The sequence below is a fragment of the Massilia sp. BHUDP2 genome, from assembly GCF_046236355.1.
GTDB lineage: Bacteria > Pseudomonadota > Gammaproteobacteria > Burkholderiales > Burkholderiaceae_D > Telluria > Telluria varians.
The window spans coordinates 47,147-66,517 of the sequence record NZ_JBJUVW010000002.1; the positions used below are offsets into that span (position 1 = coordinate 47,147).

Here is a 19,371-nt window from a genome sequence, read left to right on the forward strand (position 1 = left end):
ACGTGTACGGAAAAGCATCGAACGCGCCCATATCTTCCGCCCATCTGCCGAACGCTGCCTGAAACGTCCTTCCAGGTATGCATGAATTGGAAAATCTATTTTCTAAGCACATGCATCGCCGTCAAGTATTTACTAAATACAATCGTTAAATCTTCCTTAGTCCAAGCAGACCTACCGGCTGCAACTGGCTGAAGGAGGAGTCCAGCCTGTCCCTGACTCGGCGGCAGGTTCACAAACGATAGGAGAAAGTTCATGGCAGTAAAAACGAAACTGGCTCGTTCGCTCGCTCTCGCATTCGGAGCGACCGCACTGACGCTGGGCATGAGTTCGACGGTACTGGCCCAATCGAACACGACAGGTAACGTCTACGGCGCGGTGGAAAGCCCGGCCGGCGCGACCGTCGTGGTGGAGAACCTCGACACCAAGCTGCGCCGTACGGTCTCGATCGAAGGCAACGGCCGCTTCCTGGCGACCTCGCTGCCGCCGGGCCGCTACTCGGTCCAGCTGGTGCGCAACGGTAGCGTGGTCGAAAGCCGCGAAGTCGAAGTGCTGATCGGCCAGGGCGCCGAAGCCGTGTTCTCGACCCAGCAGGTGCAGATCGTCGGCCGCCGCCGCGCGATCGACGTGACCAATACCAACAACGGCGCCATCTTTACTGCCAGCCAGCTGGAAAAGCTGCCTATCGCGCGTAACGTCGAGTCGATCATCCTGATCGCGCCGAACACCACCCAGGGCGACAGCCGCTACCCGAACGGCGCCAACAGCTTCGGCGGCGGCGCGGTGTCGGAAAACTCGTACTACGTCAACGGCTTCCCGGTCACCAACCCGCTGACCCAGCTGGGCTACATGGAACTGCCGTACGGCGCAATCAGCCAGGCGCAGATCCTCACCGGCGGCTTCGGTGCGGAGTTCGGCCGCTCGGTCGGCGGCGTCGCCAACATCACCACCAAGAGCGGCACCAACCGCTGGGAAGTGGGCGGCATCGTGCAGTGGGATCCGAAGAACCTGCAGGCCAGCCAGGACGACATCTACTATCCGGTGCTCGGCGCGAGCAACACCGCCGCCACGGACGGCACCCTGTACCGCCGCCGCGCGACCAACGAAACCGACCGCAAGCTGGTCGGCGTGAACGTCGGTGGTCCTCTGATCCAGGACAAGCTGTTCTTCTTCGGCTCGCTGGAGCAGTCGCGTACCGATTTTTCGGGCACCAACGCCGTGACCGGCTTGCGCACCAGTACCTCGGCCGCCGGCCGCGGCTGGGAAGAGTCGGAAACCAAGACCACCCGCTACCTGGTCAAGCTCGACTGGAACATCAACGACAACCACCGCCTCGAGTACACCGGCTTCGGCGACACCTCGAAGAAGGACAAGTACCTGTCCGGCTACGATTACGCCAGCGGCGCACGCAACGGCGTCATCGGCGCCAGCGAACACTACAAGAACTTCTCGGGCGAGACCCCGGTCGGCGGCATCGTCAACATCGCCAAGTACACCGGCAACATCACCGACAACCTGACGGTGCTGGCCCTGTACGGCAAGTCGACCACCAAGCACGAGAACACCTACGGCACCTATCCGGGCGTCAACCCGAATGTGTACCAGGTGTCGTCCACGCCGGCCGCCCGCGTGCCTGGCCTGTCGTATCCGAACCCGAACCCAGTCAGCGGCAACGTGCCGGTCACCGGCGGCCGTGACACGGTCGAGTCCGCTCGCCTGGACATCGAGTACCGTCTCGGCAACCACACGCTGCGCGCAGGTATCGACGAGAACAGGCTGAGCTCCGAAGACGCCGGTGTGTTCCGCGCCGGCGGCGGCCTGTGGACCTACTCGCGCAGCGCGCAGTCGCCGACCACCCCGATCACGCTGCAGAACGTGACGGTGGCGCCGGCCAGCGGGGGAGGTTACGGCCTGCAGGGCTACTACGTGACCGAGACCAAGTTCACCTCGATCACCGACGCCTACTCGGACCAGTCGGCCCAGTACCTCGAGGACCGCTGGCAGGTTACCAAGGACCTGCTGCTGACCGTCGGCATCCGTAACGAGCAGTTCGAGAACCGCAACGGCGACAAGCAGAAGTTCATGGACATCAAGGACCAGATCGCGCCGCGCTTCGCCGCGTCCTGGGACGTGAACGGCGACTCCTCGTTCAAGGTGTTCGGTACCGCCGGCCGCTACTTCGTGCAGGTGCCGACCAACATCTCGGTGCGCGGCGCATCGCGTTCGCTGTTCACCACCCAGTCCTTCACCTATACCGGTGTCGACCCGGTCACCGGCGCGCCGCAGGGCCTGGTGCCGCTGGCGCCGGCGCCGTTCTCGACCAACAACGAGTATTTCCAGTACAAGCACCCGAATACCGTTGCCGCCACCAGCCTGGAGCCGACCTACCAGGACGAGATCACGCTCGGTTTCGAGCGCGCGCTGTCGCGTGACATGACCTTCGGCGCCCGCGCCACCTACCGCACGCTGCGCTCGACCATCGACGACATGTGCGACGACCGTCCGTTCAAGGCTTGGCTGGCGCGCAATCCGAGCGTGAACACCAGCAAGTGGACCGGTTTCGGCTGCGCAGCCTTCAACCCGGGCGAGGACAACACCTTCCTGGTCGACTTCGCCAACACCGGCACCAACCTGACCGAAGTGAAGCTGAGCAAGGCGGACCTGGGCTTCGACGACGCCAAGCGCACCTACAAGGCGATCGACCTGTTCCTCGAGCATCCGTTCCGCAATGGCTGGTACGGCCGCGTGAACTACACCTGGTCGAAGAACGAAGGCAATACCGAAGGCCAGACCCAGTCGGACATCGGCCAGCTGGACGTGTCGCACACCATCAGCTGGGACAAGCCTGAGCTGATGCGCGGCAAGTACGGCCCGCTGCCGAACGACCGCCGTCACCAGCTGAAGGCCTTCGGCTTCTACCAGGTCACGCCTGAGTGGATGGTCGGCGGCAACCTGCTGGCGCAGTCGGGCCGTCCGAAGAACTGCCTGGGCGCCGACCCGACCGTGCCGGCCGCGCACAGCTATGGTTCGTACTACGCGACGTGCTTCGGACGTCCGGCGCCGCGCGGCTCGGAAGGCCGTCTGCCGTGGACCACGCGCCTGGACCTGAACCTGGCCTACATGCCGGCCTTCCTGCCGGGCCTGACGGCAAAGGTCGACGTGTTCAACGTCGCCAACCGCCAGACCGTGCAGTCGGTCTCGGAAATGCTGAACAGCGGCTCGACCCAGACGCTGCTCGACAGCTACGGCCGCGTCCTGTCGACCCAGATGCCGCGTTATGCGCGCTTCACGGTCGAGTACAACCACAAGTTCTAAGTTCTAGATCGCTTGTATGATGAAAGCCGCGGGCGCGAGTCCGCGGCTTTTTTTTGGTCGATGCGGGCGTGGCGGACTTCGGTGGGCGAGAGCGTTTTCGGCTGTGGACGGCGCTGTTTGGGGACACACCGACCGACGCACACAAAGCGAATTTAACATAATATAGATTATGCATTTTTTGTCCTTGGGCGCCAATGCAGGCCTTCTCGTCAATACCCTTTGATGATCCAGCTCTCGGAAGCAAACTTGGCAGATCTTTGGAAGTAAAACTGTCAGATGCACTTCTTGCAGCGATCTGCCAAATTCACTTCCAAGCAGACGTTTGCTGGAATGCGGCGGCGTATCGTCAAGCTTAGCGGTTACTACGCTTGTCATCAACCGCACAGTTAAGCGGCACAAGCTGGCAGCCGAAGAGACAGTCTACGACTTTGGCGCTACGCCGCCGGCGCGAAATTTCATCCTTTAGCAAGCGTCTTATCAGATGGTCGCCACGATTGCGCTCGCGCGGCAGCCCACATCCGCTCTACGCCATCCCCTCAAGGAATTTCTGAATTACTGGTAGTGCCTTCGGTGCGCTATCGAGTCCGGCGTCCAGGAGCTTCATGGTCAGATGTTTGATCGACTCGCCGCGGAGTTCCTTCAGTTGCGTCAGCAGGCCTGCCTTCTCCGCAGGCTGCAGGTCAGATTCTTCAATCCGTCCAGCGATCAGCTCGCGGATGGTGTCATCGTGAAGCTTGACCGTGACCGTTCCTAGAATGGCAGTCAAGCCGCCGTCGTCGGCAAGGAAATCCAGGCCCCTGGCCGTAATTTTCGCTCCGGCGCTTCCCCAGCTGCCATCCATGAACTGCTCCAGTCCGGACTCAATAAGACCGTGCTCCTCCAGGTAGAGCAAGTTGGTCGTGTACTCGTCATCTTCTTCCTCAGTCAATTCCCTTTGCGGAAAGACGTCTTGGCGAGCTCCAGCATAGTGATCTGCCAGAAGTTCAAGGATTTCTCGTTGGAGGGCGCGATTCAGTTTCAAGTAGTTTCTCCTCAGAATAGCCGCATGCGTCGTAATAGAACGTGGTTCGCCCATGCTGGAAATTGTGCCGACGCTTGCCGAGCCCGCCTTCTGAGCGGCTTAGGAACCGAAAACGCGATAGGCTTATTGTCAACAAACCAATAAGTGTACCGCTTGTTCAATCGATAAGGAAGGATGCCGATGGGAGATAGTAGTAAGCACGGCCCGCACAAGCATGGGAGCGGCAACCTGAAAGTCGCCTTCCTGCTCAATTTCAGTTTCACGATCATCGAGTTCATCGGCGGTATTTGGACGAATAGCATCGCCATTCTCAGTGATGCGGTCCACGACCTGGGCGACTCGATTTCGCTTGGGCTCGCGTGGTACTTCGACCGCCTGTCGAAGCGAGGCAACACGCCTGTCGATACCTATGGCTACGCCCGGTACTCGCTGCTCGGTGGTCTGATCACTGCGATAGTTCTCATTGCTGGTATCGGCTACATCGTGTGGAATGCCAGCCAACGCCTTCTCGACCCGGAGGACGTCGACACAACTGGCATGATCGTGCTCGCAGTCATCGGCGTGGTTTTCAACGGGGCGGCAGTGCTCCGGGTTCGAAAAGGTTCCTCCCTTACCGAGAAAGTCGTCAGCTGGCACCTTCTTGAAGATACGCTCGGCTGGATCGCGGTTTTGATCGGCGCCGCGGTGATGACATTTTGGGATCTGCCATGGGTCGACCCAGCGCTTTCAATCGGCATATCCTTGTTCGTTCTCTGGAATGTGGTCCGAAACCTGCGGAAGATCATGAGGGTCTTCATGCAGCGCACTCCTGCCAAGTTCGATGTCCCGGCATTCGAGCGTGCCGTAAGGGACCTTCCTGGCGTCGTTGATATCCACGATACCCGCAGTTGGTCGATCGACGGTGAGACCCATGTACTGACTGCCCATGTCGTCGTGAGGACTGACGCCCTGCCCGACCAAGTGACTAAGATCAAGGAGCGAGTGCTCGAATGTATCGATGACGACGCTTTCGAAGACGTGACGATCGAGATCGAGTATGGACTCCTCAAATAGTGGCCATTGAAAATGGACTAAGTTATGCATTAGCGCACGTAACCTTGCATTGGCGCCAGGGCAGCAGTTTTGCGCTCCAAACTTTGTAGTTGCGACGTGCTATACTTTCCGAATGGCCGCCCGACGATTCATCATGCTCGTGTTAGCGATTTTCGCACTCCAGCTCAGCTGGACTGCGGTCGCCGCCTATTGCGAGCACGAATCCGGCCGCGCCGCACAGCATTTTGGACACCATTCGTCCGATGCGGACGCGCACCAGGCCAGCGCCGACACCAAGGATTCACCAACCGGGTCGGTCAAGAAGTCCACGCTGCACTCCCACTGCTCGTCGTGCGCACATGCCACGCTCGCAATGGATGCGCTGCCAACTGTGGTCTCGGTATTGCTTCCGGCCCGTGCCGCGCCTGAAGGAAGCCCCCTCTCCTACACCTCGTCTTATTCCGCTCGCCCCGAGCGGCCCCAGTGGATCTCCGCCGTCTGATTCGGCGGCGAACGCGTCAATCATTTCTTTACGACCAGTCCAAGCAGGACTGAGGTCGATCCGCATCGCTGCTGAATAGCCTTCGTTTTCAACGACCGGAGTTATTCATGCAATTAAAGTATTTCGTCCTCGGGGCGTCCGTGCTGTTTGCACAGGCGTACCCGTGTGCTGCACAAACGGCAGCTCAAATTTCATCCGAGCGTACGGTCCATCAGGCAGTGCCGATGGCAGGTGCTCCACTGACCCTCGACCAGGCCATCGCGAAGGCAATGGCGGCTAACCCGAGCCTGCGCGCCGCCGCGCTCGAGGTAGCGGCTACAGGCGGCTTGCGCCGCCAGTCGGCGCTCTTCCCAAACCCCGAGATCTCTTTCGTGCGCGAGGGGACTGAACGCGGAACACGTACGCAGACGGTTCAGCTGAGTCAAGTCCTTGAACTTGGCGGAAAGCGCGCGGCGCGTATCCGGCTTGCGGACAGCGAGCAACAACTAGCAGCCGGCAGTCTCGATGCCGCAAAGCTCGAACTGCGCGGCGATGTCACTATCGCCTTTTTCGATGCCTTGGCCGCCCAGGAGCGCGTGCGCCTGGCGCAGGCTTCACTCGATGTGGCGAACAAGGCTGCGGGTGCGGCCATCAAACGCGTCGCTGCCGGTCGCGTCTCGCCAGTCGACCAGGATCGCGCAGGCGTCGCGCAAGCTTCATCCCGGATAGAGGTGGCGCAAGCGCAGGCCACTGCGCAAGTGGCCTTATATAAACTTGCCGCCTACTGGGGAGAAACCAGTCCGCCTTCGCATGCCCTGTTCATGCCGGAGCTTGACCTGACCCCGCCACCGCCGCTTACCGAGCTGCGGCGCCGACTCACTCAGACTCCCCGGCTGCAACGGGCGCGGCTGCAGGTCGAGCGCGAGCAGGCGCAGGTTGGGCTCAATCGCGCAGAGCGTATTCCGGACGTGACCCTCATCGTTGGCAGCAAGAAGGATGACCAGATAGGCGGTTCGCAGGCCGTCGTCGGCCTGTCTGTACCGCTTCCCCTCTTCAACCGTAACCAGGGCAACCTGCAGGCTTCGCTCGCGCGCGCCGACAAGGCCCAGGCTGAGTTCGACGCAGAGCGGCTCCGCTTGCATCAGGAGCTGACTGATGCTCACCAGCGCGCACAGCTTACCAGTACCCAGGTGCGCAGCATGCGCGAAGATATCCTGCCTGCCGCCCAGCGCGTGTTCGAGTCGACAGTAACCGGCTTCGAAGCCGGCAAGTTCAACTTCCTCGACGTTCTCGATGCACAGCGCACGCTCTTGCAGATTCGCACCCAATACATCCAAGCACTGTACGAGCGCTATCGGGCCGTTGCAGACCTCGGCCGTTTTGCCGCCGCTCCAGATAACAGGACCACCAAATGAAGTTCAATATCAATCAAAAAAATATCGTCTCGATCCTGCTCGTGCTTGCTGTGGGCGCTGTGCTGGCATTGGCCATCTTTTTCTGGAAGAAGGATGTGCCTGCAAAGCAAGGCGCAGGTGAGAGCGAGCATTCCGAGCAGTCCGCCGGGAAATCCACCGGCTCCGAAGAAGGGCACGCGAACGAACAACCCGGCATTGTCGAGATGACGCCGCAACAGGCCCAGCTCGCCGGGATCACCTTGGCCACCGCGAGCTCGTCAAGCATTGACGTTACCGTGACGCTGCCTGGCGAAGTCCGGTTCAACGAAGACCGGACGGCCCATATCGTCCCGCGTGTAGCAGGTGTGGTCGAAACTGTCTCGGCAACGCTCGGCCAGGACGTAACAAAAGGCCAACAGCTTGCCATGATCGCCAGCCCCGAGCTGGCTGAGTTGCGCGGCCAGGCGAATGCCGCGGCCAAGCGGCTGGAACTGGCACGCCTGACATACGAACGGGAGAAAAAGCTGTGGCAAGACCGCATCTCCGCCGAGCAGGACTATCAGCAAGCTCGCCAAGCCTACAGTGAGTCCCAGATCGAGCTGCAGTCGGCACGGTCCAAACTCGCAGCGCTAGGAGCCGAGCCGGGATCCGGTTCTGCTAACCGCTACGTGCTCCGGGCCCCGTTCACCGGCGTGGTGGTTGAAAAGCACCTGTCCCAAGGCGAAGCAGTCAAAGAAGATGCGAACGCATTCCTGGTCTCGGATCTGTCGTCGGTCTGGGTAGAGATGGCCGTCACCGCCAAGGACCTGGGCCATGTCCGCGTTGGACAGCCGGTCACCATTCGTCCTGCCGGTGGCGATACCACTGTCGCAGGCAAGGTGAGCTACGTTGGCAATCTATTGGGCGAACAGACGCGCACCGCGACGGCGCGTGTTGTCATCGCCAATCCGGGGCGCGCATGGCGTCCGGGACTGTTCGTCAGCGTCGAACTGGTTCGTGGCAAGACCGAAGCGCCGGTAACGGTGCTGGCCAGTGCGCTGCAGGAAGTCGAAGGGAAACAGGTGGTGTTCCTCAAAGCCCAGAACGGCTTTAAGGCACAGCCGGTGAAAACCGGCGCGAGCGACGGCAACTATGTCGCCATCGCAGAAGGAATCACTGCCGGCACCCAGTATGTTGCGACAGGCAGCTTCGTGGTGAAAGCCGAGCAGGCCAAGGGCAGCGCCGAGCACGGCCACTGATCGAGGATAACGCCATGTTCGAAAAAATCATTCGTTTTGCCATCGACCACCGATGGCTCGTCATGCTTGCCGTGATCGCCATGGCCGCGGTCGGCATCTACAACTACCAAAAACTGCCGATAGACGCGGTTCCGGACATCACTAACGTCCAGGTGCAAGTCAACACCTCGGCGGCAGGATTCTCGCCGCTTGAAGTGGAGCAGCGCGTCACCTTCCCAATCGAGAATGTGATGGCCGGCCTGCCGGGTTTGCAAGAGACCCGCTCGCTGTCGCGCTACGGCCTGTCGCAGGTGACCGTCATCTTCAAGGACGGTACCGATATCTACTTCGCGAGGCAACTCGTGAACCAGCGGATCCAGGAGGCGAAGGAAAACCTGCCATCCGGGGTCACGCCGATGATGGGACCGATCTCAACCGGCCTGGGAGAAATCTACCTGTGGACGGTCGAGACCGAGCCGGGCGCGAAAAAACCAGACGGGACACCCTACACCCCCACCGACCTGCGCGAAATCCAGGACTGGATCATCAAGCCGCAACTGCGCCAGGTGCCCGGCGTTACCGAAATCAACTCGATCGGCGGCTTTGCCAAGGAATACCAGATCGCGCCCGATCCGACCAAGCTCAGCTCATATGGCCTGTCGCTGGCGGATGTTGTAGCGGCCATCGAGCGTAACAACGCCAACGTCGGCGCCGGTTACATCGAGCGTCGCGGCGAACAGTTCCTGATCCGGGCACCTGGACAGGTGCGCAGCCTGGAAGACGTCCGCAACACTATTCTCAGCAATGTGGCGGGCGTGCCGATCCGGGTACGCGACGTCGCCACCGTCGACATCGGTCGCGAACTTCGTACCGGCGCCGCGACCGAGAATGGCCGCGAAGTTGTGCTCGGGACCGTATTCATGCTCATCGGCGAAAACAGCCGGGCAGTCGCGCAGGCGGTTTCGGAGAAGATGGTCGACGTCAACCGTACGCTGCCCGCCGGGGTCAAGGCGATTCCCGTCTACGACCGCACCGTCCTGGTCGACAAGGCGATCAATACCGTCAAGAAGAACCTCCTCGAAGGCGCGATCCTGGTGATCGTGATCCTATTCCTTTTCTTGGGCAACATTCGTGCGGCCATCATCACTGCACTCGTGATCCCACTGGCCATGCTGTTCACGTTCACCGGCATGGTGAGTTACCGCGTCAGCGCAAACCTGATGAGCTTGGGTGCCCTGGACTTCGGGATCATCATCGATGGCGCAGTCGTAATCGTCGAAAATTGCGTCCGGCGCTTGGCGCACGCCCAAGAACACCACCGGCGCGAACTCACGTTGACCGAGCGCTTCCACGAGGTGTTCGCAGCGGCAAGGGAAGCACGTCGCCCCCTCCTCTTCGGCCAATTGATCATCATGGTCGTGTATCTGCCGATTTTCGCTCTCTCCGGCGTCGAAGGCAAAATGTTCCACCCAATGGCCTTTGCCGTGGTGGCCGCCCTTCTCGGTGCAATGATCCTCTCGATCACCTTCATCCCTGCGGCCGTGGCCCTGTTCATCGGCAAGCGCGTGGCGGAAAAAGAAAACCGGATCATGGGCGCCGCACGCCGCGCTTACGCGCCGCTGCTCGAGAAGGTACTGGGCAACGCAGCGCCCGTCATCGCCGGCGCCGTGGTCCTGGTTCTGCTGGCGGGCCTGCTGGCAACGCGACTCGGCAGCGAGTTCATCCCGAGTTTGAACGAGGGCGACTTGGCCCTGCAGTCACTACGCATTCCAGCAACCAGTTTGAGCCAGTCAGTGGAGATGCAGAAGAAGCTCGAAGCGGGCCTGAAGGCAAAGTTCCCGGAAATCGACAGGGTATTTGCCCGAACCGGCACGGCGGAGATTGCATCTGACCCAATGCCGCCCAACATTTCAGATGGCTACGTCATGCTCAAGCCTGAGTCCAGCTGGCCGGCACCGAAGAAATCCCGTGCCGAGCTGATCGAGGCAATCGAAGCCGAGGCGAACAAATACGCCGGCAATGCGTATGAGTTCTCGCAACCGATCCAGCTCCGCTTCAATGAGCTGATCTCCGGTGTCCGAAGCGATGTTGCTGTGAAGGTCTACGGCGACGACATGGAAGTGCTGGAGACCACCGGCCAGGCGATTGCTCGTGTACTTGGGCGAATTCCTGGCGCCGAGGAAGTGAAGGTCGAGCAGACCGGTGGCCTACCGATGCTGACCGTGAATATCGACCGCGAGAAGACAGCACGCTTCGGCCTGAACATCGGCGACGTCCAGGAGGCGCTGGCCATCGCCACTGGTGGGCGCGAAGCCGGCACCATGTTTGAGGGCGACCGCCGCTTCGATATCGTGGTGCGCTTGCCGGAAAACCTGCGTACGGACCTGGATGCGTTGAGGCAGCTGCCCATTCCGCTGCCTGTCTCCAGCGGCCGTGCCACCAGCTATATCCCATTGGGTGAGGTGTCAAGCCTGGAGTTCGCTCCTGGCCCGAACCAGATCAGCCGCGAAAACGGAAAACGCCGCATCGTGGTGAGCGCTAATGTACGCGGCCGGGACATTGGCAGTTTCGTGCCGGAGGCCGCGGCAGCAATCGAGAAAGAGGTTAGAGTGCCGTCCGGTTACTGGACAGACTGGGGCGGTACGTTCGAACAGCTTCAGTCTGCCACCAAGCGGCTGCAGCTGGTCGTCCCGCTTGCCCTGTTCATTGTATTTACTCTGCTTTTCATGATGTTCAACAACATCAAGGACGGGTTACTGGTCTTCACCGGTATTCCATTCGCGCTGACAGGGGGCGTGGCTGCGCTTGCCTTGCGTGGTATACCGCTATCGATTTCCGCCGCGGTGGGCTTCATCGCGCTGTCCGGGGTCGCGGTTCTCAATGGCTTGGTGATGATTTCCTACATCCGCACCTTGCGCGAAGAAGGCATGGGACTTGACCAGGCGCTGCGGCACGGCGCGCTGACCCGCCTTCGCCCAGTCCTGATGACGGCATTGGTCGCCTCGCTCGGCTTTGTGCCAATGGCGATCGCAACCGGCACCGGCGCCGAAGTGCAGCGGCCGCTGGCGACGGTCGTGATCGGCGGCATCCTGTCCTCGACCGCCCTCACCCTGCTGGTACTCCCGCTTCTCTACCGCCTTGCGCATCGCAAGGATGAGGTGGAGACGCCCGAGCCCACCGCGCAGGCAGTCCTGCATTGAGGCGGCTACATGACTGCCCCGGAATTTCCGAGGGAACAGTGCGGGCCGGAGCAGCCACCTGCCCCGGCGTCGCTCAGGCTCGCGATAGGCATGCATGTGGTGTCGTTCGCGAGCTGCGCGATCGGTGGCTTCCTCCTCGGAAGCGTCTTGCTCCTGGCCGGCGTTGCCCATCATCTTGCCTGTATCGGTGCCATGTTGCTAGCCAGGGGTGCCGGGGGGCGCGCCCACCTTATCCCAGGAGCGCTCGGCTTCCTTCCGTTGTTTCTGGCGATCTCGGTGAGTTGCCTGCTCCTCGTTATGCGTGTGACGGCGCAGGGGCTCCATGGCATGGCTCACGCCGAGCCGCTTAACCTGGCCGCTGTCGCCGCCTGGGCCGCTCCTGGGTTCGGGGCGGCTGCGGCTGGTCCCGTAGCCACATGGACGCCGCAGCCTGGCAGGCGGCGCCGCATTCATAACGCTGTCAAGACACTGACCTCAGCGGCCCCTGCCATCCTTGCAGTAGGCGCATACCTAACAGTTGGTGCCGCTGAAAGTGGCCGGGTAGACGCCGCTGCCGGTCTGGTAATCATACTCACACTCCTCATACGCCCGTTGGTTCATATGGATAAGTTGTTTGAATAAATGCCTCGAGCGTACAGACGGCCCCACATTTGGAGGAAACAATGACCTTACTTCAGCAACAGGCAAGTGTGGCCTTACAGGACCACCTCGTCGGCATCACTATCGTGGCCGTACTAGTGTTGGTTGGCCTGGTCTGGGTTTACCTCGGCTGGCGGAAATACAAGAAAGGCGTCAAAACCGAAGACGCCGTTGACGATGGCGGGGCGGATGACAAGACGACGTAGCGTCCGAGGGCTTCACTAATCGCACGGCACGAATAATCGACTCAATTTGGAACAGGAGGGAGATGATGGGGGCAGGACATTCTCACGCGGCGCAACCCGGCCAGAACGAACGGCCGCTCTGGATCGCACTGATCCTAACCACGGCCTTTCTGATCGCCGAGGTGATCGGGGGCATTCTCACCAATAGTCTCGCTCTGATCTCGGACGCGGCGCATATGTTCACCGACACTGCCGCGCTCGCAATCTCGTTGGCAGCCATCCGTATCGGCAAGCGCCCGGCCGACAGCGAGCGTACCTTCGGCTACTATCGCTTCGAGATCCTGGCTGCCGCGTTCAATGCAATCCTGTTGTTCCTCGTGGCAGTCTATATCCTGTACGAGGCCTACGAACGCCTGCGTACGCCGCCGGAGATCCAGTCGGGAACCATGCTGGTGGTCGCCGCCTTCGGCCTGGTCGTCAATCTCGTCAGCATGCGATTACTGTCGAGCGGCAAGGACAGCAGCCTGAACGTGAAGGGGGCGTATCTCGAGGTCTGGAGCGACATGCTTGGTTCGATCGGCGTTATTGCCGGCGCCCTGATCATTCGCTATACCGGCTGGAGCTGGGTCGACTCTCTCATTGCCGTCGGAATTGGACTGTGGGTCCTGCCACGCACCTGGACACTGCTCAAGGCCAGCATGAACGTTCTGCTTGAAGGCGTGCCGGAAGGCCTGGGGATTGTGCAGGTAAAGGACGCGATTCTGCGGGTCTCAGGCGTGGAAAGCCTGCATGACCTGCACGTCTGGTCGATTACTAGCGGCAAGGCAAGCCTGACCGTCCACATTGTTCATCGGCAGGACGTCACAGATCCTCAGGCGCTGCTGGCGAACATCCGCCGCATGGTGGCAACGGAGTTCGACATTCACCACAGCACAGTCCAGATAGAAACGACGCCATGCGAGCAGGCGGTGGAAGAACATTCGTTCGGCCCGGCTACAGAGAACGCCCATGGCGAGCACGCGGGACATGAGCACGCACAGGAAGGAGAGTCGCGATGATCGAACACATCAGGAATAGCCTCGACGAGGCGCGCGAAGGGCTAGCGCGCCTACTCGGTGACGACATCCAGCTCCGGAACATCGAAGCTGCGGCACAGCTCCTGATCGATACTCTCGCCAGTGGGAAGCGGGTGATTTCATGTGGCAACGGCGGTTCGATGTGCGATGCGATGCATCTGGCGGAAGAGCTGTCCGGGCGCTTTCGGGATGATCGCCCAGCCATGGCGGCCATCGCCATCAGTGACCCGAGCTACATGAGTTGTGTGGCCAACGACTACGGCTATGACCAGGTCTTCGCGCGCTTCATCCAGGGCAATGGCGCCGATGGGGATCTGCTGTTTGCCATCAGCACGAGCGGCAGTAGCGCTTCGGTAGTACTCGCCGCGCAGGCGGCGCGCGCACGCGGCATGCAAGTGGTGGGTCTGACGGGCAGGCCAGGGTCGCCGCTTGCCCAGCATGCCGACGTCTGCATTTGCACGAGTGCGGGCCGCTATGCCGACCGTGTCCAGGAGCTGCACATCAAGGTCATCCATATTTTGATCGAGCTCGCGGAGCGCGCCATCCGGCCGCAGAACTACGAGCAAAACGGCCGGCTCGGCTGAGAGACCGACCGTTTCAAGCCCAGCGGCTAGACCTTGTGGCGGGCCAGCTTGAGCAGGCGCAGGCCATTGAAGACGACGAGCAGGCTTGCGCCCATGTCGGCGAAGACGGCCATCCACAGCGTAGCCGTTCCGGCGAATGCCAGGATCATGAATACCGCCTTGATCGCCAGGGCGAGGACGATATTCTGCCGAAGGATTCTCGCGGTTTTGCGGCTCAAGCGGATGAACTGCGCAAGTTTGCCGAGATCGTCGTCCATAAGAGCTACGTCGGCTGTTTCGATGGCCGTGTCTGTGCCGGCGGCGCCCATCGCGAATCCAATGTCCGCCTTTGCCAGCGCAGGAGCATCATTGATGCCGTCTCCAACCATCCCGACCGTGCCGAATTTAGTGCGCTCGTCTTCAATCGCGGCGAGCTTATCTTCTGGCAACAAACTGCCGCGCGCATCATCGATGCCGACCTGCCGCGCGATCGCGCCTGCCGTAACGACATTGTCACCCGTGAGCATGACCGTGCGAACGCCCAGTTGGTGAAGTTCGGCGATCGCCGCGCGGCTAGTAGAGCGAATCGTGTCGGCGACGCCGATTAGAACGAGGGGCACCGTCTCATCGCACAAAACGGCAACAGTCTTGCCTTCCTGCTCCAGCCGATCGATTATTCCTTCGGTCTCGGCATTGCAGACCCCGAGCTCCTCGACCAGGCGATGATTACCCAGGTAGAACCAGGCACCGTCAATGCGTCCCTTGGTGCCGCGTCCGGCAAGTGCCTCGAAATCCGCGACCTCCGCCAGCTGTGCGGCATGGCCCTGCTTCGCCCAATACCGGCTCACGGCGCTTGATACGGGATGATCGGAGCGTTCAGCGAGCGATGCGGCCAACCAAAAACCACGTTCGCCATCGCCCTTGAGAGGGTAGAAATCGGTCACCATAGGCGAACCGTGGGTAATGGTTCCGGTCTTGTCCAGAGCGATGGAGCGCAGACGCCCGCCCTGTTCCAGATAGACGCCGCCTTTGACAAGGATGCCAGCGCGGGCTGCTGCTGCGAGGCCACTGACGATGCTAACCGGCGTGGAAATGACCAGCGCGCAAGGACAGGCGATGACGAGCATCACCAAGGCCTTGTATATCCAGGCCATCAACTCGCCATCGAAGATCAGTGGCGGCACGACGGCCACGAGCAAGGCGATCACGAATACTGCCGGCGTATAGATGCGTGAGAACTGGTCGACGAAGCGCTGGGTCGGGGCGCGGCTCGCCTGTGCCTCTTCGACTGCCCGAATGATGCGCGACAGGGTTGAGTTGCTATGGCTTGCAGTCACCCGGTACTCGAAGGCGCCATTCTCGTTGACCGTGCCGGCAAACACCTTGTCGCCGATGCCCTTCGCCACTGGTATGCTTTCGCCGGTGATGGCGGCTTGGTTGACCGTGGTCTGCCCCTCGGTCACCTCGCCGTCCAGGGCAATTCTTCCTCCCGGTCTGACCCGGGCAATGCTTGAGACGGCTACCGTCGCGGCATCGCGCTCTCCCCAGCTTCCATCAGGGAGGCGGACGCTGACCGTGTCGGGAGCAAGTGCCATGAGGCTCTGGATAGCATTTCGCGCCCGGTCGAGCGAACGCGCCTCGATCAGTTCGGCGATCGCGAACAGTACCATGACCATGGCAGCTTCCGGCCACTGTCCGATCAGCACAGCGCCCGTCACGGCGATGGACATCAATGCGTTAATGTTCAGATTGCGGTTGCGAAGGGCAATCCAACCTTTCTTGTAGACGCCCAGGCCCGAAATGGCGATCGCGGCAAGCGACAATGCGATGACGATAAAGGAGTTTTCGTCACCGGTGCTCCAGGCAAGGACTTCGGCGCCGATCGCCGCCGCTAGCCCAAGTCCCAATCCCAACGCCTCCCGTTTCGCCATGGTTGTCGGGACATCCGCGGCTGTTTGTGTACTTTGATCCTGCACTTGGACTGCACGCATGCCAAGCGAGCCAAGCGCAGCTTCGATCGGAAACGCATCTCCGCTATGCCACACACTCAGGCGCCGCTGCATGAGGTTGAACTCGAGCCGTTCAATCTGCGGCATCGTCGCGAGTCTGTTTCGGATCAGCGTTTCTTCGGTCGGGCAACACATGTCCTCGATCCGGAAGACCGTTGCCGGCGCCGCATTTCTTGATCCCGCTTTTTCACCGACCACAGGGTCCATACCGACCACGCGCACCGCTGCCAGGATCGGGCTGGGATCGGCCAAGTCATGCTCGACACGCAGCTTGCGCTGTACCAGGTTGAAGTCCAGCTTTCCTACGCCGGGAACACGCGAAAGCGACTGCCGCAACAGCCCCTCTTCGGTCGGGCAATCCATCTGGGCGATCTGCAATTCCAGTACCGATGCGCCTGATAAAGCGGTCATCGGGTTCGCGACCGGAACAACGGCCGGCCCGCAGCATGATTCATTCTTACAATCTGACATTTCATTCTCCGACAAACTGTGTATAGTTCGCATTTAAAACCATGTAGCAGGTACAAGGTCAAGCGTCATTGGAGAATGTTCATGAAGATCGGGGAACTTGCTGTTCGCTCTGGATGTCTGGTCGAAACAATCCGCTATTACGAGCGAATCGGCTTGCTCACGCCCCCGGAGCGTAGTGCAAACAATTATCGTAGTTACAATGAAACCCATAGCGAGCGCCTCTCCTTCATTCGGCACTGCCGGGCGCTGGACATGTCGATCGATGAAGTCAGGATCTTGTTGAATTTCCGTGAGCATCCTGAGCAGGAATGTGCGGGCGTCAACCAGCTTCTGGACAGGCACATAGCGCAGGTGCTCGAACGAATCGAGGCGCTATCAGCGCTTGAGTCGCAACTGCGTGAACTACGTGGCCGCTGCGTTGTCAGCGACCGGAGTGATTCTTGCGCCATTCTTCGCACGCTAGGCACTGACTCTGGCAATGCGGCACTTGGTTTGCCCCATGGGACATAACTGCTTGAAGGTAGACTCGCCAGCCGAAACGTACTCAGCATCCAGTCGCGTTCCCTTCATAGTCACCTACTTTTCCGTTGAATCTGTCGTCGGTGCCTGATCGGCGCCGAACACTGCCTTCTGCAGCTGGGCGATCTGCTCGCCCAGCGTCTTCGTCAGGCGGGCATTATCCAATTCCACCGCCAATGCCGTGTTTTGACGGCGAAGCTCGTTGCTCGCATCAACGGCCTTCGCTAACTCATCCGCAGTCTGTGCGTGCCGCGTGCGAAGCTCGTTTAACTGCGTCTCAGACGCAGCGACCCGGGGTTCGATCGCCTGCAACTCCTCGATCCTGCGTGTGAGGGCGCGGCCAAGCTCCTTCTCGCGGTACAGCGTCTGTTTGACTGCCGCCAACTCTGAGGCCAGGGAGGCGGCTTCCTTGTTCAGCTGCGTCAACTGTTCCAGCTTGAGCGCTGCGGTTTGCTGGGCTTGACGCAATTCCACTTGCAAAGAGTGGACCTGTTGCTCGTGACGTCGGCCTTCCTGCTCGCGTTGTTCTTTCGCTGCGGTCCGAAAATGCTCCAGCGCTTCGCGAGCGTGCGTATGTTTTTCTTCCAAAGACTGCTGGTGTCGCTCGGCATCGCTCAGGCGTTCATCAAGATCACGGTTGCGTTGCTGGGCGGTTTGCCTTGCCACCTGCTCCTGATGTAGTTCGCGGCGGACCCGGTCAAGTTCCTGCTGGCTCGCCGACAGCTGATCATCTTTGGCCTCGTTGTCGGCGCGCAGCTGAGTCAGAGTATCGTGCAAAGCCGCCAGGTCCACTTCATACCGCCTGCGCTCGCTTGAAAGCTGTTCGCGCAATTCGATGACGACCGTGTCCGCTTCGCTCTTGAGCTGCTCGGCAAGCCTAGCAATCAATTCCTGGATAGCCTCGCTGACGGGGTAGCTGCGCGCGCCGTCCTGTGCTTCCAGTTCGCGGAGATATTTATGAATGGTCGTTTTCGATCCCGTATCACCAAGTTCGGCGCGTACCGCGTCGATTGAAGGCCGGCGGCCCTTTGCCAGCAAGGCATCGCGGGCCAGCTTCACGTCGGAAAAATACACACCAGCACGCGCCATGATCGACTCCAAGTAATTTCATACTAAGATACATACTATCATGGTACATACTGGCTAGTTGACAGATTTTTCGCTACAACCAGCGCTGTCTAAGATGGGATAATGGAAGATTATCCCGTCTGAGGCTGCTCGATACGCTAGAATGTGCCACTGCTTGTACAGTTCCCTGTCGCCATCAACTTGGATCAAACCATGACGGCCAACATGTCGCGAAACCACCACTGGGTTCCACAGTGCTACCTCAAGGGCTTTACGAAGGGTCGCAGCAAGAAGTCCACGCTGTACGTCACTGATTTCGAAGTCGGACGCCAATTCTCATCGGTCCCACGCAATGTCGCTGCAGGGCGCGACTTCAATCGCGTGGACATCGACGGCATCCCGCCTGACTACGTCGAGTCAGGCATCGCCGTGTTTGAGGGTAAGCTCGACAAGGCGCTCGAGCGGATTTGCCGCGAGCGGGAAATCAAGGGTTCAGAGGATCTGAACCTCGTATTGAACCTGATCGCACTGCTTGCCGTTCGAAATCCGGGAATGCGCGAGAATGTCCGCCACAGCCATGAGCAAGTCATGAAGCGGGTCATGGATCTGACACTTGCGACAAAGGAGCGATACGAGTCGAGCTTTGCCAAGGCCGCGCGTGCCGGAGCACTAAACGCCGAAGATATCCTGCCCTATGAGCGAATGCGCGAATTCATTGACCGAGGCGAGTACACCATCTCCGTATCGACCACCCACCATGTCGGCCAGGAGTTGAAACTGGTCGATGCAATATTGCCGTTGCTTGGGCAACGGAATTGGCTTCTCACACGCGCGCTTCCCGCGACAGGTGGCTTTGTCACCTCGGATCACCCGGTAATCCTTCAGTGGGCAGACCGCCCGATGACTGGCGGGCTCGGCGGCCCTGGTTTCGCGCTACGCGGCACAGAAGTACTGTTCACTGTGGCTCACGACCTGGCACTGATCGGGACATTCGAGGGGCCGGACGGGGTCGTCCATGCCGACGAAAAGCAAGTGGCCTTGATGAACGGCGTGATTCTGGGTAACTGGCAGCGGCAAGTGTACGCTCGCGACGATCGATTTCGATATCGGATGCAGGACGGCGAGATTCGCCGTGGAGCCGATGCCCTGCGTCACTTGGGTACGTGGTCACGCTAGGATTAGGC

14 protein-coding genes are annotated in these 19,371 nt (G+C 60.4%); 11 read left to right on the top strand and 3 right to left on the bottom strand.

Annotated elements, in window-relative coordinates:
* Positions 1–321: 321 nt before the first annotated feature.
* On the top strand, positions 322–3,312 hold the full coding sequence (locus ACK6C6_RS10995; RefSeq protein ID WP_409267354.1) for a hypothetical protein: 2,991 nt from the start codon (positions 322–324) through the stop codon (positions 3,310–3,312).
* A gap of 523 nt (positions 3,313–3,835) precedes the next feature.
* Here ACK6C6_RS10995 and ACK6C6_RS11000 read toward each other — a convergent pair.
* Positions 3,836–4,333 carry a hypothetical protein gene (locus ACK6C6_RS11000; RefSeq protein WP_409267355.1) on the bottom strand — a complete coding sequence of 166 codons (498 nt, stop codon included), beginning with the start codon at positions 4,331–4,333 and terminating at the stop codon, positions 3,836–3,838.
* A gap of 180 nt (positions 4,334–4,513) precedes the next feature.
* Between ACK6C6_RS11000 and ACK6C6_RS11005 the strand changes: the two genes are divergently transcribed.
* From ACK6C6_RS11005 to ACK6C6_RS11040, 8 genes are all read left to right on the top strand, one after another.
* Positions 4,514–5,386, top strand: coding sequence for a cation diffusion facilitator family transporter (locus ACK6C6_RS11005; RefSeq protein ID WP_409267356.1), 873 nt, complete (start codon positions 4,514–4,516; stop codon positions 5,384–5,386).
* 133 nt (positions 5,387–5,519) lie between these two features.
* Positions 5,520–5,867, top strand: coding sequence for a hypothetical protein (locus ACK6C6_RS11010; RefSeq protein WP_409267357.1), 348 nt, complete (start codon positions 5,520–5,522; stop codon positions 5,865–5,867).
* A gap of 107 nt (positions 5,868–5,974) precedes the next feature.
* A complete protein-coding gene (locus ACK6C6_RS11015; protein ID WP_409267358.1) occupies positions 5,975–7,261 on the top strand; it encodes a TolC family protein in 1,287 nt (428 codons plus the stop codon).
* A complete protein-coding gene (locus ACK6C6_RS11020) occupies positions 7,258–8,478 on the top strand; it encodes an efflux RND transporter periplasmic adaptor subunit (protein ID WP_409267359.1) in 1,221 nt (406 codons plus the stop codon). Before ACK6C6_RS11015 ends, ACK6C6_RS11020 begins: the two co-directional genes overlap by 4 nt.
* Positions 8,479–8,492: 14 nt before the next feature.
* Entirely contained in the window at positions 8,493–11,657 is a 3,165-nt protein-coding gene (locus ACK6C6_RS11025) for a CusA/CzcA family heavy metal efflux RND transporter (protein WP_409267360.1), read from the top strand.
* Positions 11,658–12,319: 662 nt separating this feature from the next.
* Positions 12,320–12,502 (top strand): hypothetical protein, encoded by a 183-nt coding sequence (locus ACK6C6_RS11030; protein WP_409267361.1) that lies wholly within the window; start codon positions 12,320–12,322, stop codon positions 12,500–12,502.
* A gap of 65 nt (positions 12,503–12,567) precedes the next feature.
* Positions 12,568–13,539 carry a cation diffusion facilitator family transporter gene (locus ACK6C6_RS11035; protein ID WP_409268262.1) on the top strand — a complete coding sequence of 324 codons (972 nt, stop codon included), beginning with the start codon at positions 12,568–12,570 and terminating at the stop codon, positions 13,537–13,539.
* Positions 13,536–14,141 carry an SIS domain-containing protein gene (locus ACK6C6_RS11040; RefSeq protein ID WP_409267362.1) on the top strand — a complete coding sequence of 202 codons (606 nt, stop codon included), beginning with the start codon at positions 13,536–13,538 and terminating at the stop codon, positions 14,139–14,141. The genes ACK6C6_RS11035 and ACK6C6_RS11040 overlap by 4 nt, the downstream gene beginning before the upstream one ends.
* Positions 14,142–14,167: 26 nt before the next feature.
* Here ACK6C6_RS11040 and ACK6C6_RS11045 read toward each other — a convergent pair whose 3' ends face one another.
* On the bottom strand, positions 14,168–16,600 hold the full coding sequence (locus ACK6C6_RS11045; RefSeq protein ID WP_409267363.1) for a heavy metal translocating P-type ATPase: 2,433 nt from the start codon (positions 16,598–16,600) through the stop codon (positions 14,168–14,170).
* Positions 16,601–16,681: 81 nt separating this feature from the next.
* Here ACK6C6_RS11045 and cadR point away from each other — a divergent pair, with 81 nt between their 5' ends.
* The gene (gene cadR, locus ACK6C6_RS11050; RefSeq protein ID WP_409267364.1) at positions 16,682–17,110 is read left to right on the top strand and encodes a Cd(II)/Pb(II)-responsive transcriptional regulator; all 429 of its coding nucleotides are present in this window, start codon (positions 16,682–16,684) and stop codon (positions 17,108–17,110) included.
* Positions 17,111–17,176: 66 nt separating this feature from the next.
* Here the strand turns inward: cadR and ACK6C6_RS11055 are convergent, their stop codons facing one another.
* The gene (locus tag ACK6C6_RS11055) at positions 17,177–18,220 is read right to left on the bottom strand and encodes a DNA-binding protein (protein WP_409267365.1); all 1,044 of its coding nucleotides are present in this window, start codon (positions 18,218–18,220) and stop codon (positions 17,177–17,179) included.
* Positions 18,221–18,400: 180 nt separating this feature from the next.
* Between ACK6C6_RS11055 and ACK6C6_RS11060 the strand changes: the two genes are divergently transcribed.
* Complete coding sequence (locus ACK6C6_RS11060; RefSeq protein ID WP_409267366.1) at positions 18,401–19,363, top strand: DUF4238 domain-containing protein; 963 nt, start codon at positions 18,401–18,403, stop codon at positions 19,361–19,363.
* The last annotated feature ends 8 nt before the right edge of the window (positions 19,364–19,371 follow it).